Consider the following 22,118-nt stretch of genomic DNA (forward strand, 5'->3'; position numbering starts at 1 on the left):
AAATAAGATAAAGGCTATTATCATGAATCGTAAATTTATTTTATTGCTTTCACTTTTGATTGTCGCTGTTGGCATTGTAGGTATTCTGATTAATACTGATAATGGTCAAAAAAATACCCAGGACTCAACCGAATTGAATCGCGAGCAAGATACCAATATTGCCTTGGCGATATCAACCCACGACCTCTCCTCAGGCACAATATTAACAGCAAATGATTACGCTATAAAAAAGCTATCGGTTAAAGAATCAAGTGAATTAGTAAAAAGTAATATCTCAAGCAGCGCGGAGATTAATCGCCACTTATTGAAAGAAAATGTTCTTGCTGGTTCTTACATTACAAAGGATATGTTAGCAACACCTGATAGTGATGAGTTTAATCATCTTGTTTTAAAAAAAGGCAATATCATTTATAAATTCAATTTAAAAAAGCAGGACGAATATTTGCTGGACTCATTAAACACCGGAAATAGGCTCTCTTTTCAATTGATAACCCTTGAGACAGATAAAAGGAAGGGTATGGAGAATGGCACTACCATCAATAAAAAAGGGATGAATAGTAGACAAAGACAAAATTACTCACTAAATAAACTCATCCAAAGCATGGAAATAATAAGAATAAAAAAGTACTCAAAAGATGAGTTATTGGAAATAAATGGCAAGAATCGAAAGACCGAAGAAATGTTAATTGGTTATATTGATGTCATCATCGATATGCAGGATTTGGATTTAATCTATCTGGCAGAAATATCAGGTGAAATCATTCTAACACCCACCATCGGTGACGAAGATGATAAATCAAAACATTTATATGACATATTACCCGAGCTACGTACAATAAGAGAGTTAAGGGGATGAAAGTAGCCAGACCAAGGTATTTAAATCAAATTGCACTATTTTTCCTATGTATGATCATATCATTCTTCATAGCATTCAATAGGGCAAATGCCGAACCAGTTTACTTATCTACTGGTGAATCCTATATGATTAAAACACAGGAGGAGATAGATACTGTTTTTGTTTCTGCCGCAGCTATCGCAGACTATGAATTAGTGGGGAAAAATAGCATTATTGTGTATGCTAAACAGGAAGGAACGGCAGAGTTTATCCTATTCAATCAGAACCATCACCCCATAAAAAAATCGGCCATATTAGTGGATAACACTATTACCGCAGCACATAAAAGAATTCGGCTTGAGTACCCTGAAAGTGATATAGAGATTAACAAGATAGGCGATAGCTATATCCTGACAGGAACAGTAGAGACCGAAGAGGCAAAAGAAACGATTGCCAGCATCATTGGTGAAGCTATTGGTAGTGAAAAAACAATAGCCAGCAACAGTAAAAAAGACAGCGATGGTAACAGTCAATATTTTAACTCTCCAGAGTATTCAAGGGTTGTGAATAAAATAAAGTTACCTGGCTCAAATCAAGTAAATGTAAAGTTAACCATTGCAGAAGTCTCCAAAGACTTTAGTGAAAATATTGGGATGGATTGGAGTACTATCGGGAATTTTTCAGGTTCATTTCAATTTTTTAAACCTAATGGCTTAAATAAATTTAACGCAAAAGGCATTAGTGCATTAGTTCATGCTATTAATGATGATTCTATTGCCCGTGTTTTAGCCGAACCTAATCTCTCGGTATTATCAGGAGAAAGTGCCTCATTTTTAGTGGGTGGCGAGCTCCCTCTGGTTAATACTACGGCAAATAGTACGGTTATTACTTATAAACAATTTGGCATAAAACTAAACATCGGTGCCAAAGTCAATGCGAAAAAGCGTATCCGTATTAAATTGGATGAAGAGGTGAGTAGTGTAGATAAAGTATTTAATATCGATGGCGGAGATGCCTACCCTTCATTTAGAACACGCAAGGCGGCAACCACCTTAGAGCTAGGTGATGGTGAAAGTTTTATTCTTGGCGGGCTGATCAGCAGTTCAGAGAGGGAAGCGCTGAAAAAAATCCCATTTATTGGTGATATCCCTATTTTAGGCGCGTTCTTCCGCAATGCAGAGACACGGAAAAATCAAACTGAATTAGTTGTCGTCGCGACCGTGAATTTAGTGAGGCCGGTGTCAGAGAAAGAAGTGGAGCTCCCCAACTTTATGCATACCTCAACACTTGAGCGCTTTTTTAACTTTACTCATATCATGGAAGTAAAAAGAGAGAAAATGGCTAAGGAATTTCTGAGCAAAGGAGGATTTAGCAAATGAAGTTGTTAATAATAGGTAGCCTTATCTTATTGTCAAACTTGGCTCATGCGGGGCCTACAATTAGCCCAATGGATAATGACCGCGCATCAACATTAATGGAAAATAACAAAGCTATAACAAAAGCTAATAATGGATGCAAAAATAACAAATCAAAAAATCAATATAAATCTTGCAAATACAATATTAATGATTATCGCACGGTTAAAAGTAGCAAAGTAGGCTGTGCCAACAATACCAATAGAAAAAACTCCAGCGCTAATGGTGATTTATGCAATTAATCCTAAACAAGGAACTCATTAATAGAAAAGACAGTAAAACAAGAAATAATATAGTAGTTATGTCTACCCGAAAATGGGTAATAGAAGAGGTATCGGAAAAAATAAGACTAGCCAACATAAACGATATTAAAGAGATTGATAAAGACATTTTTAACATATCGGCCATCAACATTCCTGACCAAACCGTCGGTTTTATTATTGATATCGGCCATAATGAGGATGTAGATAACACGTTAAATTTAATAAAAAGTAATACCCCGCGAGATTGTTGGTGTGTATTAGTGGGTGACATTGACTCGATTAGTATCGCGCAAAAATTTACTGAACGTGGACTATTATACTTAAATGTGCAATCACAGTCAGTTGAACTGACACAACACTTGCTAAAAGGCATTCCAATTGAAGCAGAAAGGAAAGCTTTTTTTGTCAGCATACTAGGATGTAAAGGCGGCATTGGCACTACACTGCTCAGCTATCATTTTGCTTATGAAATCACTCAAATAAAAAAATCCCCCACCTTGTTACTACAAGGTAATCAAGGATCTCAAGACATTGATCTGATTACCGAGAAAAAAATGGTATCAGGGGTAAATGAGTATCATAAAAATATTGATATTATGTTATGCAAAGGAAATGAGTTAAGTGATATTCAGATAGGTAGAAAACATAATTACATTATATTAGATCAACCCATACATAACTCGCCAAAAGAAAAATTAACAGACTATATTGAGCACTCTGATTGCATTATTATACTACTCGATAATAGTATGTCGTCTGTCCGGGTAGCCAAAGAGTTTATTGATATCTATGATCGATTTAAACGAGATAACCGGCAGGTAACTCGTTTAATAATTTGTTTAAATGAATGCCGACCTATAGCAAAAAACATGTTGGACACTTCTGATGTTCAAACCTTATTAGGCCGTAAAATTGACACACGAATACCTTATATAGCAAAAACCAAAGAATCATTAGTTGACCAAAATTATTTTGGTAGAAATAAAATAAAGATAAATTATTTAGCCAAAAATACATTAGGCATAAACACTCATGTTTCAAATAATAGAAAATCATGGATAAACAAGATAGTAGCATCACTAAAATAAATAAAAGGAAAAATTAACAGTGAAAGTACCATTGAATACCCAGGAAATAATTAGAGATAAAATGCTCGCCAGTATTGATATAGATCAGGTTCAATATCTGGTTGATGATTATAGTAAACTCAGCGAATTACTTTCACAAACACTCGATGAGTTATTTAATAATAATGACTATAAGCTAACAACCCAAGACCAGAAAAAAATAATTACCATGATTGCAGATGAAATCACTGGGTTTGGTCCATTAAGAGAACTTATGGAGGATGACTCTATTAGCGATATTATGGTCAATGGCCCAGAAAAAATATTTATTGAACGTTTTGGGATGATAACCTTAACCTCTCGCCGTTTTATTAATAATGCACAATTGACGGATATTGCTAAACGTTTGATGCAACGCGCTAACCGGCGTATTGATGAAGGCCGCCCACTGGCTGATGCTCGCTTAATTGACGGTAGCCGTATCAATGTAGCAATAAGCCCTATTGCATTGGACGGCACTGTACTTTCTATCCGAAAATTTAGTAACAACAAACGAAAATTAGAAGACTTGGTAGAAATGGGTGCCATGAGTAGTGATATGGCTAATTTCCTCATTATTGCAGCCAGTTGCCGGGTTAATATTATTATTTCTGGAGGAACAGGTTCGGGTAAGACAACATTACTCAATGCATTATCAATGTATATATCTGAAAATGAGAGGGTTATTACTTTAGAGGATGCAGCAGAACTCAATCTTGAACAACCGCATGTAGTACGAATGGAGACACGGCTGGCCGGGTTGGAAAATACCGGTCAAATAACCATGCGAGACTTAGTCATCAATTCACTGCGTATGCGCCCTGATCGAATCATTATTGGCGAGTGTCGAGGTGAAGAAACCTTTGAAATGCTTCAGGCAATGAATACTGGTCATAATGGTTCTATGTCGACACTGCATGCTAATACCCCCAGAGATGCTGTCGCACGACTTGAAAGTATGATTATGATGGGCCCAGTCAATATGCCTATATTAACCATTCGCCGTAATATTGCCTCTGCAATTAACCTTATTGTGCAAGTTTCTCGAATGAATGATGGCTCACGAAAATTAAGCCATATCAGCGAAATAATGGGTATGGAAGGTGATAATGTTATATTACAAGATATTTTTTCATTTAAACCCGCTAAAGAACGTGGATCAGAAGGAAAAATTCAAGGGGAGTTTATCAACCATGGTTTACTGAATCGCTCTTCTGTAAGGATAAACGCCGATATCCATAACTTATCAAACGAATTAAATAGTATTTTTTCTTTGGTGGGAAAATGATTTACTATATAATATTATTAACAGGCTTAATTTTATTGGTATTAAATAACTTTAAGTGGTTGAAAATAAAAAAATCCATTTCAACAAAAAGAAAGGAAAAATTAAAAAGCGGCTATTTTTTAATTTTATTTTTCAAGAAAACGCTTAACGAATGGTTATCTTACTTAACAGAAATTCTTAGAGAAAAGAATACACTTCATATATTAATGCCGATAGTATATTCAGCATCTATTTATTTAGTTAATTACTTTTTATTCCATTTTAATAATGTTATTGCTTTACTTTTTATTATGGTAAGTGTTATCTGTTTTCAATTAAGGCTGTCGAGAAAAAGGTATCACCGGTTTTTTAAACAAAATTTCCCTGAATCTCTATTAATGATCAACATGGCAGCAAGTAGTGGTGCAAGTATTAATCAAATACTAGAGCGCTGTGGGCAAGAAATTAGTGGCCCATTAGGAATAGAGTTTAACCTGGTTTGCCGTCGGTTGAATGTGGGGGAATCCCCTGAGTCAGTTTTTTATGATTCTTATCAGCGTTTTAAATATCCAGAGTTCTATTTCCTTATCACTATTATTTTACTTAATCTGCAACAAGGTGGGCAGTTAAGAGAGCTAACAAGTCGCTTATCTGAAGTGGTCAATAAAAATAAAGCTACTGAGCAAAAAAAAAGCGGTGATGACTGCACAGATACGGATGTCAGTAAATATAATATCTATAATGCCTATTGCATTTTCTCTTTTACTCTATTTTCTTGATCCTACCACCATAGAGTCAATGTGGCATCACCCTATCGGTAAAATAGTATATTACTACATTATTACTAGTGAACTTATTGGCATGATCGTAATAAGAAAAATGCTAGGAAAAGCGATATGAAATTATTATTATTCATTAGTATCTTACTATTTGGACTGATAGTTTTTTTTAAAAGCAAAAACAAAAATGACAATATATCAATCTACAATAAAATAAATAGCGTTGAAATTGATAAAATCAAAAGTAAGAATAATGAAAAAGAAAGTGAAAAAAACATTTCTAACACCATAAATCTGCCATTTATATTGCATAATATAATTTATTTAAAGTTGGTAATTGCGGTTACCATTCTGATAATAACCGCGATATTGGCCGCATTTGATTTATTCTCAATTGATCTAAAAAGTATACTTATCATGGTGACCATTATACTTATAATGACATTATATTTCCCCAAGGTGATCGTGAAAAATATTGTCGCCAGAAGAACTCAGTCTTTACTCAGGTCACTACCATTCTTTATCGATATAACAGCTGCCTGTGTTCAATCTGGAATGACAATAGACAACTCACTGAGTTACTCAGCCAAAAAATTTGAATTAATCAACGCCGACTTAAGTTTTATTATGCTTAAAGTGACCAGGAGAGCAGAAATTAATGGCCTGGAGAATGCAATTAAAGAATTTAATCAATCTTCCACTGAATTAGAAATAAGAATGTTCTGCAGCGCACTCCAATATAGCATCAGCTTTGGTGCCACAATTTACGAACAGTTAATTAAGTTATCAAAAGACATGAGAGAAATGCAGTTATTGGTTACCGAAGAGAAAATAAGTAAATTAACGGCAAAATTAACCATTCCATTATTCTTATTTATTCTTATTCCTTTTATTGTATTAGTTGTATCACCTGGCATTTTGGAGTTACTTGCATATGAATAAAAAAATCAGCATCACTATAACTGCTTTACTTTTCACTGTCGTTTTAAATGGCTGTTCCACTCATAATAGTATAAGCAGCAAAGAATTTTATTATCGTGAGAGTATTTTACTCAAAGCTAATAACTATCCTGGTTTAATTACTTTATATCGAGATAAATTAAAATTAAAAGAAGATGATTCAGTCCGGCTAAAATTGGCAAATGCTTACTATCTTACTGGTGATATTAAATCCTCATTATATTATTTACGTCCAATATCCCATAAAGAAAATGCATCAATTTACACGTTACAAATCAAGAATCTTATCAGCAACAATGATAATGCGGCGGCTAAGATTGTAGTTAATAAATTATTGGCTATTTCACCTGATAGTGCAGAAGCTCACAATCTGAACGGTATTATTTTAGCTAATGATGGTGAAATAAATAAAGCAGAGGCGGCTATTGAAAAATCACGGTCTTTGTTTATTTCAGATGAAATAGCAATGAACAATCTGGCAGTAACAGCCATGCTTGATGACCGCTACAGTGATGCCGTAAGAATATTACTACCCGACTATTTAGCGGGAAAAAGAGGGAGTTTAATGCTACATAATTTAGTATTCTCATTGGTTCAGCTAGGTGATACCCAATACGCAAAGAAAATAATCGTAGCCGAAAAGATGGCTGAGAATCCGGATCAGTTAATATTAGCCCTGAGCCAAGTGACCAATCTTCGCCAAGGACGCCTGCCTGAGAGATAAAATAATGAATGGAAATGTTATAACTTTTTTTCGCTCAAATAATGGATCTATAGCTATTGAATTTTTAATAGTATTTATCCTGTTTATATTCATTCTGCTATCCAGTGCCGAAATAACGCGCCTGCTTTATATCTCTTCTAATCTTGACCTGGCTTTTTCGGAGGCCACCAAGACTGCTAAAAACAGAAATATAACTGATAACAGAGATTACAATACAATATTACGTCAAAGACTCATTACTCAAACAGGTGTTTTTGGGGCATTTATAGCAGACAGTAATATAGTTACTGATGTTACCTTTAGTAATAGTATTAATGACATCATTAACAATGCACAACAAGATGATAACAACCTGGTACTCGCAAAATATACTGTTAGTTACACATATAGGGCTGTTTTTTTCCCCATCCCCACTATTTTTGCCAATACCTTATTAAAACGTGAGGTGATTTTTGTTCAAGAATATTAATAATAAATTTATTATTAACAGCAATGGGACTGTCATTATCGAACTGGTTTTTGTTGTTACCATTATTGCACTATTTATAAAATTATTATTATCCGTAGCTGCATATAACTCAACCGTAGGTAAATTAGACCGCATCTCATATTCTATTGCAGGGATCGTTCGAGAGCGAGTAAAGTTATACAGCAACGATAACGTATTAACACAGGAGCAAGTTAACCAATTAAAATTGCTAACTGAACAAATGCTATTAAACTCAGGCACCCCTTATAATAACGTTGCAATGAGAATAGAAACATTGCATTTTAATGATACCGACTCTTCGGAACCTGAGCATAAAACAATTGACGATGAGAAAAGTGTATCGTTTAGCATCGGAAATTGCCAACCAGCTCAACTGTTACGTGATATGAGTGACTTATCACCCTATGGAAATACCGGTCGCTGGATACCACTTTACCAGGTGACCTTATGCCTGCCGACGATACCTTGGTATAGCAATCTATTTAGCACTGATGTGTCGGTTCCGGCAATAAAGTCATCAGCTATAACTATCGAGCGATAATACTTAATTTAGATAAAATATCATATAGGCTATTTATGCGAATCCAACCAGATACCATCCATAAATTAAATCATTTCACGCTATTTAAAAAAAATGAACAAGGTACAATTTTAATTTCTTTTATGATTATTTTACCTTTTTTTATTGCGCTAATTTTTATAACGTTTGAAATTTCACATTACTTACAGAGAAAAGCCAAGCTCTCAGATGCTATTGAGCAAGCAACATTAGCACTGACCATCGAAAATAATGCAATACCGGATGAGCCCCAACAAATTAAAAATAATGCATTAGTTTTATCTTATGCGAATGCCTATTTACCTTCTAAAGAATTTTCAGTACCCATAATTAATATAAATGATAATACTTATTATCTTGAATACAATGCTGCTGTTACTATGGCTTATCCAGCTAAATTTTTAACTCAAACCTCCCTCACCAACGCGATTACCGATATTAATATCACAGATAATGGTGTGGCCATAAAAAATAAAGCCATAGAAGCCAGTGATCTGACCGATGTGATTTTTGTCGCTGACTATTCAGGCTCAATGTTGTACAATTTTGATGTCAATGAACCAAATGATCACGAACGAATAAATGCCTTAAGATCGGCATTTAGAAAATTGCATGATATTATTATGAATAATAGTAATATTAATGCTATAGGTTACATCCCTTTTTCATGGGGAACAAAGAGAATAGTTTTCGAGAATCAACAGCAAAAAACATATTGCCATTTTCCTTTTTCATCAAAGATATATAAGCCCAAAGGGAATTACCTCTCGGACGAGATAAAAAAAAGTTCCAATGCTTTGCTCCTTCTTGATTATATTGGCGATATTATTGACTATGATAAGACAATTGAATCAATTACCGGAAACGCACAAACCATTGATATACCTATGAGTGATGTCAGAACTAAGAATGTTTGCCTGCAAGCTTCCAACGCATACTCGTTAGAGCAGGAACAATATATTAATAATATAGATAATATAATAAAAATGGAACCATATGGGTGGACACTAATAAGCTCGGGGATACTATCGGCTAATAATCTATTTAAGAAAGAAGCTAATAATCGCCATAGAAAACTAATGATTATTCTTTCAGATGGTGTGGATACTTATCAAGATAATTTTTTACCAAATAAAGGGCTTTTTATCAGCAAAACGCTTGTAGAGAAAGGGATGTGTGAGAGGGTTATAAGTAGTGGTATTCAAATGGCATTTATTGCCATTGCATATTCACCGGATGATGATGTAAATGAACCTGAATATATTAACTGGAGACAATGTGTTGGTAAAGATAATTATTATGAAGCCCATAATGCTGATGAGCTGATGCGTGACATACAACAAGCCATTAGCAAGTCAGCAACAAGTGAGGTCGGACGTAATACTCCCAAAAAATAATCTCCAATATTAGGCGCGGTAGCATTCACCGCGCCAGCTTGATTATTTCGCGCCGCCCGCTTCCATACCGACTAACCCGACCTTGAGATAACCCGATTTACGCAGTGCATCCATCACACTCATCAGAGTTTCATAATCCACCACTTTATCCGCCTGGAAGAAGATGGTGGTTTCTTTATTAGATTGGGTCACTTTATCCAGAGCCGCCGCCAGTGTCTCACGGTCAACCTGCTGATCGCCAACATAAAGCTGGTTATCAGCCTTAACAGTCAAAAATACCGGTTTCTCTGGCCGCGGCTGTGGTACCGCGGAAGATGCCGGTAAATCCACTTTGATATCAACTGTGGCCAATGGCGCTGCCACCATAAAGATAATCAGCAATACCAGCATGACATCAATGAAAGGCGTCACATTAATTTCGTGCAGTTCAGCGCTTTCATCAAGGTTATCGTTCATCCGCATGGACATAAATCACCCCGCACGCAATTGATGAGGTTGCTTAGGAGACTTTGCTTCAGCGCTGCTGCTCAAATCAAGATCACGGCTCAGTAGCAATAATACCTGTGCGGCGACGTCCCCTACCTGAGCACGGTAAGACCCAATCAAACGAGCGAAAATATTATAGATAACTACCGCAGGGATTGCGGCCACCAAGCCGAGCGCTGTCGCCAACAATGCTTCTGCAATACCTGGAGCAACAACTGCCAGATTGGTTGTTTGTGAGTGGGCAATACCGATAAAGCTGTTCATGATGCCCCAAACCGTACCAAACAAGCCGACAAACGGAGAAATAGCTCCGATGGTTGCCAGGAAACCGTTGCCTTTGCCCATTTGGCGGCTGATGGCCGCCACTCGGCGCTCCAGACGAAAAGCAGTACGTTCTTTAATACCGTTGTTATCGTTCGATTCTGCCGATAATAGACGCTCATTTTGCGCCTCACGCAGTAACAGGCCGCTGATACTCTCAGGAGAAAAAGCCGCTGCCCGCTCGGATGCAGTATCAAGGTCAGTAACCGCGCCGATAACCTCATGCTCTTGCTGTAAGCGGCGACGTGCACGGAATAACTCGGTACCTTTGGAGAACAAAATGGTCCAGGTCACGATGGATGCCAGTACCAGACCAATCATTACGCCTTTAACCACTACGTCGGCATGTTGATACATGCCCCAGACCGAGAGGTCCATTGCCAGCCCTTGTGGTGCTGGAGCCGTGAGTGGCTGAACCGCTGGCGCAGATGTGGCAGGGGCAACAGTGTCTGCATTAGCAGGCGTTGCCGCGACTGGGGTGATTTCCGGCGCAGGTAGCGGCGTTGATGTTGCCGTTGTTGGTGTTGTAACAGATGCAGCAACTGCACCGCTGTTGCCTGGCGCGGCGAATGCATGACCGGTTAAACCTGCCACCAGCAATAATGCCATCGCGCCTTTCATCATTCGGCCTTGCACGAATGATTTATCTTTAATCTTTTTGCCAGCTGTTTTCACGCTGTGCCTCCACCCAATATACAGATCAATTTAAGGACGAAATCAGCTGCCGATCATATCAAACAAATGGGGGATTGATAGTAATTATCATTAGTATTTGCGCCTATTTTTTGAGAAAAAATAAGAATTGCCCTGATATCAGGGACTACCCAGCATGATAAACGGATAGGCGATCTTGGCTGTAAAGACTGAATGACATGCTATGTAAAGATGAAAAAGGATTAACTGCATAAGGCACGCTCATATTTATTAAGGAATCACCTCACGAAAACACCTTAATAAATTTCCTATTTCGCCACTTACACAACATTTTTCCATCGCAAACCTCCAGAAAACAGCGAGTCGCCCTATTGATTTTTTTTCATGGTAAAAGCTGCTCTCACATAACAATCATCATGCTAACGTAAGGGATAAATACATTCCTATAATGAATGCTGACCATAGAATAATGGACACGCTGATAAGAAGGTGGCAACGCGACATGTCTGCAAATAAACCTACGACAGAAAAACTGGCAACAACCTTAGTTAGCGCAGGTAGGAGTAAGAAATTCACCCAAGGCTCGGTCAATACCGTTATTCAGCGCGCATCTTCTCTGGTATTCGACTCGGTGAAAGCGAAAAAGCATGCCACGATTAATCGCGGCAATGGTGAGTTATTCTATGGTCGCAGAGGCACGTTAACCCACTTCTCCTTGCAAGAAGCCATGACCGAACTCGAAGGCGGCGCGGGTTGTGTGCTTTATCCTTGCGGTGCCGCGGCTATCAGCAATGCCATTTTGTCATTTGTTGCCACTGGCGATCATCTGTTGATGACCGGCTCGGCCTATGAACCGGCGCAAAGTTTTTGCGATAAAATCTTATCGCGCATGAATATCACCACCACTTATTTTGATCCTATGATGGGCGCGGAGATAGCTTCATTAATCACACCGGAAACCAAAGTGGTTTTCCTTGAATCACCGGGTTCCATCACCATGGAAGTGCAAGATATCCCCGCCATAGTGAAAGCTATCCGTGCGGTTGCTCCTGAAATGATTATCATGATGGACAATACTTGGGCGGCTGGGGTGCTGTTTAAAGCCTTGGATTTTGATATTGATATCTCGATCCAATCAGGCACTAAATATATTATTGGTCATTCCGATGCCATGCTGGGGATTGCGGTTGCCAATGAGCGTTGTTGGGAGCAACTGCGGGAAGACTCATACCTGATGGGGCAAATGGTGGATGCCGATACCGCTTATCTTGCCAGCCGAGGCCTACGTACACTGGGTGTGCGCTTAAAGCAGCACGAAAAAAACAGTATTGAAATCGCCAACTGGCTAGCAAAGCGACCGGAAGTTGCTGCGGTTTATCACCCCGCACTGCCCAGCTGTAAAGGGCATGAATTCTACCAACGAGATTTTACTGGCTGCAATGGCCTGTTTTCTTTTGAATTAAAAGAAGAGCTAACTCAGCAACAGTTAGAGTCCTATCTCGACCACTTTACCCATTTCAGTATGGCTTTCTCATGGGGTGGATTTGAGTCCTTGATTCTGGGCTATCAACCCAAGGATATCCGGGCAATCCGCAAATATGAGGGAGAAGGAATCAAAGGCACACTGTTCCGTCTGCACATTGGACTGGAAAATGTGCAAGATTTGCAGGACGATTTAACCGCTGGGTTTGAGCGCATCAAAGCTACGCAGTAAAATTTCTGAGTGATAGGGTTTGTTAATGCGCGGTGACAATACCTGCGCATTAATCCTCTCTTACACAAATAGTATCAACAGCACGTATATATACCCTCAAAAATTTGGTTATTGAGGATAAGATCAATGTGGATCAGCACCATTACGGATACACTAGGTAAGACCTCACAACAATATCCTCACATGATAGGCAAACAGGAACAGAAATGGATGTATTACGCGAAATCCTTCATGCCTTATGGCAGCAGGATTTTAGTAAACTTGCCGACCCGAATGTGATTTGGGTTATTTACGGCATACTCTTTACCACCCTCTTTTTAGAAAATGGTTTGCTACCGGCTTCTTTCCTCCCCGGTGATAGCTTGTTGCTATTGGCGGGTGCATTAATTGCCAAAGGTGTCATGGGGTTCTTACCCACCATGATAATTCTGACCGCCGCGGCCAGCCTGGGTTGTTGGCTGAGTTACTTGCAAGGGTTGTGGTTGGGAGATACCAAAGTGGTAAAAAGGTGGCTGTTGCAGCTGCCGGTTCATTATCGTCAACGCGCCCATAACCTGTTTGTGCGCCACGGTTTGGCGGCGCTGATTATTGGCCGATTCCTGGCTTTTGTACGGACTTTATTGCCGACTCTGGCAGGCATTTCCGGCTTAAACAGTACACGTTTTCAGTTCTTTAACTGGCTCAGTGGGCTGCTATGGGTGGGGAGTGTCGTGGGGCTAGGCTTTGCACTTAGCCATATTCCGCTGGTTAAGCACTATGAAAATCAAGTCATGACAGCATTGATGATTTTGCCGATTGTCTTGTTACTGGTGGGGTTGGTTGGCACGCTGGTGTTGGTCTGGTGTAAACGTAAAAGTGTAACTGACTAATCTTTTCCGCTCGAACAGCTAAATGGTGCTCAGTGCGCCGTTTTATGTAGGTATCACCTCAGTTAGTACGCAGTTTGGCAACTTCCTCACTCGGCGTGAGGCCAAAATAGCGTTTAAACTCACGGCTAAACTGTGAAGCGCTCTCATATCCCACCTTATTTGCAGCGGTGCTAGCCTTTAGTCCATCGTGCAATATCATCATGCGCGCGCGGTGCAAGCGGTAAGATTTCAAGTACTGCAACGGAGAGGTATTAGTCACTGCTTTGAAATTATGATGAAATGCTGAGACACTCATATTCACATCTGCGGCTAATTGTTCGACATTCAAGTTATCTGCAAACTGATTTTCGATCCGCCGCAATGTCTTGGTAATTTGATTGAAATGACCGTGGCGATTAACTAATGCCTGTAATGCCCCGCCACACTGACCACATAACACGTAGTAGATAATTTCTCGCACGATTTGTGGGCCAAGCACCCTGGCATCACGGGGATTAGACATCACATCCAGCAGCCGCTCGGTGGCGCATAGCATCTCTTCAGTCAGTGCCGATGAATTCACGCCAGAGGTATTGCCGAAAGGCTTGTCTAGCTCGTCATCACCGATATCTATAATCAAGTCTTGTAACATCTGGCTGTCTATATGAATGGAAATACCGGCCAACGGCACTTCCGGGCTGGCGAAGGTTTCACATTCAAACGGCAACGGAACTGTCAGAATCAGGTAGTTCGTCGGATCGTACTGAAACACCTTACTACCCAGATAGCCCACTTTATGGCCCTGAAAAATAATAACCACACTCGGGGTATACATCACTGGCGTGCGCGGTTGATGCACGGTGGAGTACAGAATTTTTACTTTTGGCACCGTACTGGGGGTTAAACCATTACCTTGAGCCAAACCTGCAATCATCCCGGCCATCTGTGCCTGGATATCAGTAACCTCAACCATTGCGCCCTCGCCTGCTTCTGCTATCTAAAACGATCTGACATAAATAGTGCAGTATTTTGCGTGTTTTCTACAGTCTTTTGGAGAAATAGGCAAGAGCAAGGCAGGAATGTGCATTGAGGTATGGTATCAAGTTACCGACAATGGCTAACACTGATACGGCGGTGAATAACTCTTGCGCCGTAAGCTAATCTTTTAGTTCTTATTGTTCATTACCCAACGCTGGAAGACAAATCATGCAAAATTTCACCCTTCATACCCCAACTAAAGTGCTGTTCGGTACTGGCCAAATTGCGCAACTGACTAAAGAAATTCCTGCTGATGCACGTATTTTGATTACCTATGGCGGCGGCAGCATTAAACAAAATGGTGTGCTCGACCAGGTTCACCAAGCACTGAAAGGCTTTGATTTCCTGGAGTTTGGTGGCATTGAGCCGAATCCTACCTATGAAACCCTGATGAAAGCGGTTGAAGTTTGCCGGAAAGAGAACATTACTTTCCTGCTGGCCGTTGGCGGTGGCTCTGTATTGGATGGCACTAAATTTATCGCCGCAGCCGTCAATTATCCACAAGACCCGTGGCATATTCTGGAAACTACTGGCAGCGATATCAAACAAGCTCTGCCGATGGGTTCAGTATTGACCTTACCCGCCACAGGCTCCGAAGCTAACAACGGCGCAGTTATCAGCCGCCGTAGCACCGGTGATAAACAGCATTTCTTCTCCGCTCATGTACAGCCGCTATTTGCCGTGCTGGACCCAGAGGTGACTTATACTTTGCCACCGCGTCAGATCGCCAATGGCGTGGTCGATGCTTTTGTTCACACTATCGAGCAATATCTGACTTACCCGGTCGATGCCAAGGTGCAAGACAGATTTGCTGAAGGCTTGTTGCTAACCCTGATTGAAGACGGCCCTAAAGCTTTAAGCGACCCTAAAAATTACCATGTACGTGCCAATATTATGTGGAGCGCGACCATGGCATTAAATGGCCTGATTGGCGCGGGTGTCCCGCAGGATTGGGCGACACATATGCTGGGCCACGAACTGACCGCACGTCACGGGCTGGATCATGCACAAACTTTAGCGGTGGTATTACCGGCTTTGTTGATGGCGAAGAAACAACAAAAACGCGCCAAACTACTGCAATACGCAGAACGTGTTTGGGGGCTGCAGGGCGGTAGTGAAGAACAACGTATTAATGCTGCCATTCAAGCGACCCGTGATTTCTTTGAAAGCATGGGTGTTGCCACTCGTTTGTCCGCTTACAAACTGGATGGCAGTACCATTCCTGATCTCATTAAAAAGCTAGAAGAGCATGGTATGACTGCGCTTGGTGAGCACAGTGATATCACTTTAGCCGATAGCAAACGTATCTACGAAGCTGCGGTCTAACAGTCATAGCTTGGCGGAATGTTAAGAGGTTAATAATATGGTTCTTTACAGTCCGCGTTTGAGCTATTTCCAGGCAAGCTAATAAGTCGAGTCATCACGACTAAACTTAGGTAATCGGCAACTGGCTGATACAGCCCAATCACTACCCCAAGACATCACAGTTGTAGGCTTTCCTGCAACTGTGAATACGAAGGGTACGTATGCTAAGGAGATAATATATGGCGACGCAACCCATTATCAAATTGCACGATGGAAATCTGATGCCACAACTCGGCCTTGGCGTTTGGCAAGCAAGTATTGAAGAAACTCAACTTGCTGTCAGCAAGGCGCTGGAGGTCGGCTATCGATCAATCGATACAGCCGCTATTTATAAAAATGAAGAGGGTGTGGGTCAGGCGCTGAAATCAACGCATATCGCCCGTGATGAGCTATTTATCACCACTAAGCTGTGGAATAGCGACCAGGATAATCCGCAACAAGCACTGGAAGAGAGCCTGAAAAAACTTCAGCTCGATTATGTGGATCTCTATCTGATCCACTGGCCAGATCCAACGCAAGATCGCTATGTCAGCGCCTGGCGTGAGCTGATCGCATTGAAAGAGCAAGGATTGATCCGCAGTATCGGCGTTTGTAACTTTAATATCCCCCATCTACAGCGGTTAATTGATGAAACTGGCGTTGCGCCTGCCGTCAATCAGATTGAGCTTCACCCCTTACTACAGCAACGGCAAATCCATGCCTGGAATGCCACGCATCATATTGCGACAGAATCCTGGAGCCCGCTGGCCCAAGGTGGCGATGGCGTTTTTGATCAGGCAGTTATCCGTCAGTTAGCGCAGAAATACAGCAAAACGCCAGCGCAGATAGTGATCCGTTGGCATCTGGACAGTGGGTTGATTGTGATTCCGAAATCGGTGACACCTGCGCGTATCAGAGAAAACTTTGAAGTGTTTGATTTTAAACTGCACAAAGATGAACTGACGGCAATTTCGAAATTGGATAGCGGCAAACGGCTGGGGCCAGACCCGGATGTCTTCGGATCTGACCGCTAGTTTAATGCCTGGCTTTCCCTCTGGCTGTTGTACCACCGGAAGGTTTATTCACCGGCGCTCTGTTTGCGCCGGTTTTATTGCCTGTCGTCTTCGGCGCTGAACTGCCCGCCGTTGTCTGCGCCGCTTTGCCCGAAGGTGCTTTACTCGCAGGAACCTTACCTGCTGGAGCCACATTTGTTCGGTTACCCGGCTGACGCTGACGCGTGATCGAGGTGTGCTTGGTCAGCGCTGGCGTATGCTGACGATACGCCCGACGTGCTTCACGTTGTTCTTCCAGCGTAGGTGCAGGAACCAAACATTCACGGCGGCTACCAATCAAATGTTGTAACCCCATATCCTCTAATGCTGTGCGGATCATCGGCCAATTGACAGGATCATGATAACGTAGCAATGCCTTATGCAACCGACGCTGACGATCGCCTTTCGGCACCACAACATCCTCACTCTTGTAGTCCACTTTACTCAACGGGTTCTTGCCGGTGTAATACATGGTGGTGGAGTTAGCCAACGGTGATGGATAGAAGTTCTGCACCTGATCCAAACGGAAGCGGTTTTTCTTCAACCAAAGCGCCAAATTGACCATATCTTTATCTTCGGTTCCCGGATGAGCCGAGATGAAATACGGAATCAAATATTGCTCTTTACCCGCCTGCCTGGAATAGGTATCAAACAGCTCTTTAAAGCGCTGATAGCTGCCCATTCCCGGTTTCATCATTTTTGAAAGAGGCCCTTCTTCAGTGTGCTCCGGGGCTATTTTCAAGTAACCGCCCACATGGTGGCTGGCTAATTCTTTGATATAACGCGGATCTTCTACTGCCAAGTCATAGCGGACACCGGAGGCAATCAGGATTTTTTTAATCCCTTTCAAATCACGCGCTCGCCGATACAGAGAAATGGTCGGCTGATGGTTAGTGTCCATGTGCTGGCAGATTTCAGGATAAACGCAGGATGCGCGGCGGCATGTTTGCTCGGCTCGCGGCGACTGGCAACGCAGCATATACATGTTGGCTGTCGGGCCACCCAAATCAGAGATAATGCCGGTAAAACCAGGAACTTTATCGCGAATTTCTTCTATTTCACGAATGATGGAATCTTCAGAACGGCTCTGGATAATGCGCCCTTCATGTTCGGTAATTGAACAGAATGAGCAACCGCCATAGCAGCCACGCATGATATTAATCGAGAAACGAATCATATCGTAAGCCGGGATCGGCGATTTCCCATAAGAGGGATGCGGCACACGTTGATAAGGCAGGGCAAAAACGCTGTCCATTTCTTCGGTGCTAAGCGGGATTGCCGGCGGATTAATCCAGATATAGCGGTCGCCATGTTTTTGCATCAAAGCCCGGGCACAACCGGGGTTGGTTTCATGATGTAAAATCCGCGAGGTGTGGGCATATAGCACTTTGTCTGCTTTCACTTTTTCATAAGAGGGCAGCAAGACATAGGTTTTTTCCCACGGCTTAGGTTTGGCAGCCCGCACAGTAATAGGTTTGGCTTCCGGCTCAGGAACCGTGTCTGTGGCGCAGGGTAAATCTTCGCCGTAAGGGTTGGGAATCGCTTCGATACGGCCCGGTTTATCCAGCCGGGTAGAATCCACACCACTCCAGCCCGGCAATGCCGTTTTGCGCATCACCACGGTGTTACGGACATCCTGAATATCAGCAATTTTCTCACCCGCGGCCAGACGGTGTGCCACTTCAACCAGAGGCCGTTCACCATTGCCGTACACCAGCATATCGGCTTTGGCATCGACGATAACCGAGCGGCGCACAGTATCCGACCAATAATCATAATGAGCGATGCGGCGCAAGCTGGCTTCAATACCACCAAGTAAAACCGGCACATGGCTATAAGCCTCTTTACAGCGCTGGCTATATACCAATGTGGCGCGGTCTGGCCGCTTACCACTTTGATTATCGGGTGTATAAGCATCGTCATGGCGTAACTTGCGATCAGCGGTATAGCGGTTGATCATCGAATCCATATTGCCCGCCGTGACCCCGAAGAATAGATTCGGCTCCCCCAATCGCATGAAATCGTTTTTATTGGTCCAATCAGGCTGAGCAATGATTCCCACACGGAAACCCTGAGCTTCCAGCATGCGACCAATGATAGCCATACCAAAACTGGGGTGGTCAACGTAAGCATCGCCGGTGATAACAATAATATCGCAGCTATCCCAGCCTAATATGTCCATTTCTGCGCGAGACATCGGTAAAAATGGCGCTGTGCCATAGCATTCAGCCCAATAAGGCTGATAAGAAAACAGGTCACGCTCTGGCTGGATCAGGCTGGTACTCATGGCAATACTCTTTGAATTGGGGAAAGTTGAGGTGGTTCGGGTTAAGAAATCATCACCGGGCGGCGATTATACGCATTTATCCATGAAAAGAGGAAGGATATATCTTTTGATAACGTGATTAACGCTATCAGTTAAAACAGGATCACTGGACGATTATTCATCGAAACAATGATCCCATTCTTCTTAACCGAGCGTCGGCACAGCTTGTGTCACTAATTGCCCTGCGGAGCCACGATCTGCCATCTCAAGGCTCTGGCTGTAGAATAGGAATGGAAAATGCTCGGAAGAAACCTGATTGAAGTACACCAGTAACTCCACACTCCCATCAACCCAGACGGTATCTTTCCAGCCACGATCCTCGGCCATCGCCGGTGCACCATTCACATTTTTCACCAAGAACGAGACGCCCTGTATATGGAATGCTTGCGGCATATCTGCGTGTATGATCCAACGCTCCCAAGTCCCTTGCTGTGCTTGAGCATCGACCCGACTCATATCCCAGATAACGCCATTGATTCCCGGCAGATCATCCCCCAGGCGGAACTCTCGGGTGCGCACCACACTGCCATCCAGAATCTGATCAGAGAGCAAACGCATTGGTAGGTTATCAGTGACCAACGGCAGCAAGCCGGTCGGTTTTAATGTCAGTACTAAAGTGGAAATTAAAATACTCGATGGCTCAAATAGCCCACGTAACCTGTCCATAATCCCGGCAGACTCCCCCGCCGTGATGGACACCTCACTACCCTGCGACATATCGATAACCACTTCACGCCGCTCACCGGGAGCCAGTGAGAGCTGTTGTACCGCAACTGGCGCAGGCAGAAAACCTTGATCACTGGCCACCACATGCAATGGGCGGCCGTCACTCAATTGCAAGGTATAGCGGCGGGCATTGGACGCATTGAGTAAACGTAAGCGCACCCAACCACGGGAAACCTCAACAAACGGGCTTTGCACCCCGTTAACCAGCAATGTATCGCCGATAAAGCCGCCTTTGGCTGGCGGGTCGTATTCCGGCACACCAAAGTTATCCAGCCGCTTATCCTGAATAATAATCGGAAAATCATCTACGCCGTAATGGCTTGGCAATGGCATCGCTTTGCTGACTTCATCTTCCACCAGCCACATCCCCGCCAGCCCATTATAAACATGGGGTGCCATGCGGTTAGGCGTATTGGCATGATACCAACAAGTTGCAGCGGGTTGGCGTACAGGCAAAACCGGTGACCAGTCGACGCCAGGGGAAATCATACGTGCGGCCCCCCCCATCAACGTGCCAGGCACCTGTAACCCGCTAATCGTCATTGATACCGACTCAGCCAAACGGTTGCTGTAAATGAGCTTAACATCATCACCGCTGTACACCCGAACGGTCGGCCCCAGATACATCCCGTTAATACCCCATACCGCAGCTTTCTGCCTGCCACTGAATGCCCAATGCGCTCGCTGTAAAGTCAAAAACAGCGGTTGGCCACGACGAGACTCCAGTAAAGGTGGAACAGGTAACGAGGGTTGCTGGGTACTATTAGCCTGTGCCCTCAATGGCAACGAACCCGCGCCTAGCGCTAAGCCCGTAGCCTGAATGAACTGGCGACGACTGAGTGACATATCTTCTCCGTGAAAACCACAATCAAACCTACTGCAAAATTTTGCCTGACTGCGAATAACGCTGAAAGACGGCAAAACGCTCACGACCAGAGTCGTTTAAATAAAAATGGATTCAGGCAAAATAATCAATGCAGAATCAACCTACGGCAAACAACGAATAGATTATTTTTCAGTTGCTGCCTGCTGGGCAATTTCTGCATCAAGTTGCTCAATTTTAGCCAGCATTAAATTGCGGCAATGCTCTGACAACTCGCGCACACGTTCTTTACCATAACCAGTGGTATCAACGGGCGGCATTATTTCTACGATAACTTTGCCATTTGACCAACGGTTTAACTTGATATTATTGGTGCTGGATACGCAGATTGGCACAATGGGCACCCCAGCAGCGATAGCGGCATGGAAGGCTCCGGTCTTAAACGGCAGCAAACCACGGCCACGGCTACGCGTCCCTTCAGGGAACATCCAGATAGAAACGTTCTTTTTTTTCACTTGCTCAACGACTTGAGCAATAGTGCCATGTGCTTTGGCGCGATTATCACGGTCAATAAGCAGGTTGCCAGTCAGCCAATACAGTGGGCCAAATAAAGGTATCCACAACAAGCTCTTTTTGCCCACGGTGACAGTGCCGGATTGAACCACATTAGACATCGTGACCATATCGTAGTTATTTTGATGGTTAGCGATGTAAATGCAGGTACCGTAGTTCGCTGCTTCCGCCGGAATCCGCTGTTCAACGGTAATCCCAAATAACACTGACATCCGGCCAAATAGATGGGCGAACGTGGCGAGATTACGCGGATTTCGTGGGCGAAACAGGCAATAAATTGAACCAAACACACACACCAGAACACAATATAAAACTGCCAGTACCGTGCGCAAAATTAATAGCATAACAACCTCTTAAACACTTATTTTTATGAAACACTCACTTCTAGTAAACACAGACTCTTAGATTTGTAATCGGC

At 42.5% G+C, this 22,118-nt stretch carries 20 protein-coding genes and 1 pseudogene; 15 read left to right on the forward strand and 6 right to left on the reverse strand.

Annotated elements, in window-relative coordinates:
* The first annotated feature begins 22 nt into the window (after window positions 1-22).
* From FGL26_RS12565 to FGL26_RS12615, 11 genes and pseudogenes are all read left to right on the forward strand, one after another.
* Window positions 23-856, forward strand: a complete 834-nt coding sequence (locus tag FGL26_RS12565; RefSeq protein ID WP_005174031.1) for a CpaB family protein — start codon at window positions 23-25, stop codon at window positions 854-856.
* Window positions 853-2,214, forward strand: a complete 1,362-nt coding sequence (locus tag FGL26_RS12570; protein ID WP_032903087.1) for a type II and III secretion system protein family protein — start codon at window positions 853-855, stop codon at window positions 2,212-2,214. Before FGL26_RS12565 ends, FGL26_RS12570 begins: the two co-directional genes overlap by 4 nt.
* Window positions 2,211-2,492 (forward strand): hypothetical protein, encoded by a 282-nt coding sequence (locus FGL26_RS12575; protein WP_005174039.1) that lies wholly within the window; start codon window positions 2,211-2,213, stop codon window positions 2,490-2,492. Before FGL26_RS12570 ends, FGL26_RS12575 begins: the two co-directional genes overlap by 4 nt.
* Window positions 2,483-3,601, forward strand: a complete 1,119-nt coding sequence (locus FGL26_RS12580; protein WP_005174045.1) for a CpaE/TadZ family protein — start codon at window positions 2,483-2,485, stop codon at window positions 3,599-3,601. Before FGL26_RS12575 ends, FGL26_RS12580 begins: the two co-directional genes overlap by 10 nt.
* A gap of 19 nt (window positions 3,602-3,620) precedes the next feature.
* Window positions 3,621-4,907, forward strand: coding sequence for a TadA family conjugal transfer-associated ATPase (locus FGL26_RS12585; protein WP_005174047.1), 1,287 nt, complete (start codon window positions 3,621-3,623; stop codon window positions 4,905-4,907).
* Window positions 4,904-5,786: pseudogene (locus FGL26_RS12590) on the forward strand (type II secretion system F family protein). The gene FGL26_RS12585 and the pseudogene FGL26_RS12590 overlap by 4 nt, the downstream one beginning before the upstream one ends.
* Entirely contained in the window at window positions 5,783-6,607 is an 825-nt protein-coding gene (locus tag FGL26_RS12595; RefSeq protein WP_005174056.1) for a type II secretion system F family protein, read from the forward strand. Before FGL26_RS12590 ends, FGL26_RS12595 begins: the two are co-directional and overlap by 4 nt.
* Entirely contained in the window at window positions 6,600-7,349 is a 750-nt protein-coding gene (locus tag FGL26_RS12600) for a tetratricopeptide repeat protein (protein WP_005174058.1), read from the forward strand. Before FGL26_RS12595 ends, FGL26_RS12600 begins: the two co-directional genes overlap by 8 nt.
* Before the next feature lie 4 nt (window positions 7,350-7,353).
* The gene (locus FGL26_RS12605; protein ID WP_005174059.1) at window positions 7,354-7,818 is read left to right on the forward strand and encodes a TadE/TadG family type IV pilus assembly protein; all 465 of its coding nucleotides are present in this window, start codon (window positions 7,354-7,356) and stop codon (window positions 7,816-7,818) included.
* The gene (tadF, locus tag FGL26_RS12610) at window positions 7,802-8,380 is read left to right on the forward strand and encodes a tight adherence pilus pseudopilin TadF (protein ID WP_005174060.1); all 579 of its coding nucleotides are present in this window, start codon (window positions 7,802-7,804) and stop codon (window positions 8,378-8,380) included. Before FGL26_RS12605 ends, tadF begins: the two co-directional genes overlap by 17 nt.
* Before the next feature lie 35 nt (window positions 8,381-8,415).
* Window positions 8,416-9,795, forward strand: a complete 1,380-nt coding sequence (locus FGL26_RS12615; protein WP_005174064.1) for a pilus assembly protein — start codon at window positions 8,416-8,418, stop codon at window positions 9,793-9,795.
* 42 nt (window positions 9,796-9,837) lie between these two features.
* On the opposite strand, the gene exbD is transcribed toward FGL26_RS12615, so the two are convergent.
* On the reverse strand, window positions 9,838-10,263 hold the full coding sequence (gene exbD / locus FGL26_RS12620) for a TonB system transport protein ExbD (RefSeq protein WP_005174066.1): 426 nt from the start codon (window positions 10,261-10,263) through the stop codon (window positions 9,838-9,840).
* A gap of 3 nt (window positions 10,264-10,266) precedes the next feature.
* Window positions 10,267-11,277: a tol-pal system-associated acyl-CoA thioesterase gene (gene exbB, locus FGL26_RS12625; protein WP_005174068.1), complete on the reverse strand. Its 1,011-nt coding sequence runs from the start codon at window positions 11,275-11,277 to the stop codon at window positions 10,267-10,269.
* A gap of 481 nt (window positions 11,278-11,758) precedes the next feature.
* Here exbB and metC point away from each other — a divergent pair, with 481 nt between their 5' ends.
* Window positions 11,759-12,970 (forward strand): cystathionine beta-lyase, encoded by a 1,212-nt coding sequence (metC, locus tag FGL26_RS12630; protein ID WP_005174070.1) that lies wholly within the window; start codon window positions 11,759-11,761, stop codon window positions 12,968-12,970.
* Window positions 12,971-13,176: 206 nt separating this feature from the next.
* The gene (locus FGL26_RS12635) at window positions 13,177-13,839 is read left to right on the forward strand and encodes a DedA family protein (protein ID WP_005174071.1); all 663 of its coding nucleotides are present in this window, start codon (window positions 13,177-13,179) and stop codon (window positions 13,837-13,839) included.
* Between the two features lie 58 nt (window positions 13,840-13,897).
* On the opposite strand, the gene FGL26_RS12640 is transcribed toward FGL26_RS12635, so the two are convergent.
* Window positions 13,898-14,791, reverse strand: coding sequence for an AraC family transcriptional regulator (locus tag FGL26_RS12640; RefSeq protein WP_005174073.1), 894 nt, complete (start codon window positions 14,789-14,791; stop codon window positions 13,898-13,900).
* A gap of 233 nt (window positions 14,792-15,024) precedes the next feature.
* Here FGL26_RS12640 and yqhD point away from each other — a divergent pair, with 233 nt between their 5' ends.
* Together yqhD and dkgA are read left to right on the forward strand one after the other, a co-directional pair.
* A complete protein-coding gene (gene yqhD / locus FGL26_RS12645; RefSeq protein WP_005174082.1) occupies window positions 15,025-16,182 on the forward strand; it encodes an alcohol dehydrogenase in 1,158 nt (385 codons plus the stop codon).
* 218 nt (window positions 16,183-16,400) lie between these two features.
* The gene (gene dkgA / locus FGL26_RS12650; protein ID WP_005174084.1) at window positions 16,401-17,234 is read left to right on the forward strand and encodes a 2,5-didehydrogluconate reductase DkgA; all 834 of its coding nucleotides are present in this window, start codon (window positions 16,401-16,403) and stop codon (window positions 17,232-17,234) included.
* A gap of 1 nt (window position 17,235) precedes the next feature.
* On the opposite strand, the gene FGL26_RS12655 is transcribed toward dkgA, so the two are convergent.
* From FGL26_RS12655 to FGL26_RS12670, 3 genes are all read right to left on the reverse strand, one after another.
* Window positions 17,236-19,539 (reverse strand): YgiQ family radical SAM protein, encoded by a 2,304-nt coding sequence (locus FGL26_RS12655; protein WP_005174086.1) that lies wholly within the window; start codon window positions 19,537-19,539, stop codon window positions 17,236-17,238.
* Window positions 19,540-19,722: 183 nt separating this feature from the next.
* Window positions 19,723-21,150, reverse strand: coding sequence for a cell division protein FtsP (gene ftsP, locus FGL26_RS12660; RefSeq protein ID WP_032912891.1), 1,428 nt, complete (start codon window positions 21,148-21,150; stop codon window positions 19,723-19,725).
* A 162-nt stretch (window positions 21,151-21,312) separates the two neighbouring features.
* Entirely contained in the window at window positions 21,313-22,044 is a 732-nt protein-coding gene (locus FGL26_RS12670) for a 1-acylglycerol-3-phosphate O-acyltransferase (RefSeq protein ID WP_005174094.1), read from the reverse strand.
* Window positions 22,045-22,118 lie beyond the last annotated feature (74 nt).

Source organism: Yersinia enterocolitica subsp. enterocolitica, assembly GCF_901472495.1.
Lineage (GTDB): Bacteria > Pseudomonadota > Gammaproteobacteria > Enterobacterales > Enterobacteriaceae > Yersinia > Yersinia enterocolitica.

Bases quoted from the DNA above. Each gene is read 5' to 3' on its own strand.
- FGL26_RS12565 (WP_005174031.1), top strand. From the start codon at position 23: ATGAATCGTAAATTTATTTTATTGCTTTCACTTTTGATTGTCGCTGTT.
- FGL26_RS12570 (WP_032903087.1), top strand. From the start codon at position 853: ATGAAAGTAGCCAGACCAAGGTATTTAAATCAAATTGCACTATTTTTC.
- FGL26_RS12575 (WP_005174039.1), top strand. From the start codon at position 2,211: ATGAAGTTGTTAATAATAGGTAGCCTTATCTTATTGTCAAACTTGGCT.
- FGL26_RS12580 (WP_005174045.1), top strand. From the start codon at position 2,483: ATGCAATTAATCCTAAACAAGGAACTCATTAATAGAAAAGACAGTAAA.
- FGL26_RS12595 (WP_005174056.1), top strand. From the start codon at position 5,783: ATGAAATTATTATTATTCATTAGTATCTTACTATTTGGACTGATAGTT.
- FGL26_RS12600 (WP_005174058.1), top strand. From the start codon at position 6,600: ATGAATAAAAAAATCAGCATCACTATAACTGCTTTACTTTTCACTGTC.
- FGL26_RS12605 (WP_005174059.1), top strand. From the start codon at position 7,354: ATGAATGGAAATGTTATAACTTTTTTTCGCTCAAATAATGGATCTATA.
- FGL26_RS12615 (WP_005174064.1), top strand. From the start codon at position 8,416: ATGCGAATCCAACCAGATACCATCCATAAATTAAATCATTTCACGCTA.
- exbD (WP_005174066.1), bottom strand. From the start codon at position 10,263: ATGTCCATGCGGATGAACGATAACCTTGATGAAAGCGCTGAACTGCAC.
- metC (WP_005174070.1), top strand. From the start codon at position 11,759: ATGTCTGCAAATAAACCTACGACAGAAAAACTGGCAACAACCTTAGTT.
- FGL26_RS12635 (WP_005174071.1), top strand. From the start codon at position 13,177: ATGGATGTATTACGCGAAATCCTTCATGCCTTATGGCAGCAGGATTTT.
- FGL26_RS12640 (WP_005174073.1), bottom strand. From the start codon at position 14,791: ATGGTTGAGGTTACTGATATCCAGGCACAGATGGCCGGGATGATTGCA.
- yqhD (WP_005174082.1), top strand. From the start codon at position 15,025: ATGCAAAATTTCACCCTTCATACCCCAACTAAAGTGCTGTTCGGTACT.
- dkgA (WP_005174084.1), top strand. From the start codon at position 16,401: ATGGCGACGCAACCCATTATCAAATTGCACGATGGAAATCTGATGCCA.
- FGL26_RS12655 (WP_005174086.1), bottom strand. From the start codon at position 19,539: ATGAGTACCAGCCTGATCCAGCCAGAGCGTGACCTGTTTTCTTATCAG.
- ftsP (WP_032912891.1), bottom strand. From the start codon at position 21,150: ATGTCACTCAGTCGTCGCCAGTTCATTCAGGCTACGGGCTTAGCGCTA.
- FGL26_RS12670 (WP_005174094.1), bottom strand. From the start codon at position 22,044: ATGCTATTAATTTTGCGCACGGTACTGGCAGTTTTATATTGTGTTCTG.